The 308-nt window shown below is 47.7% G+C and carries 1 protein-coding gene; it reads right to left on the reverse strand.

Translation table 11 applies throughout. The features are described 5' to 3' along the window. Positions 1 to 308: EF-hand domain-containing protein (locus C6N31_RS47330; RefSeq protein WP_198359699.1), on the reverse strand; the 308-nt coding region annotated here is incomplete at both ends.

Genomic DNA, 308 nt, shown 5'->3' on the forward strand with positions numbered 1-308 from the left:
CTCATCAACTTCCTCGTCAGTCAGTTTTTCCCCCAGGTTTGTCATAACATGACGCAGTTCAGCAGCGGAGATGAACCCATTCTGATCCTTGTCAAACACTCTGAATGCTTCTTTCAGTTCCTCCTCCGAGTCGGTATCTTTCATTTTCCTGGCCATGAGATTTAGAAACTCGGGAAAGTCAATAGTTCCATTACCATCAGCATCCACCTCGTTTATCATGTCCTGGAGCTCTGCCTCGGTTGGGTTTTGCCCCAGTGACCTCATCACTGTCCCAAGCTCCTTGGTAGTGATACAACCATCTCCATCCT

The organism is Streptomyces fildesensis (assembly GCF_016107395.1).
GTDB classification, from domain to species: domain Bacteria; phylum Actinomycetota; class Actinomycetes; order Streptomycetales; family Streptomycetaceae; genus Actinacidiphila; species Actinacidiphila fildesensis.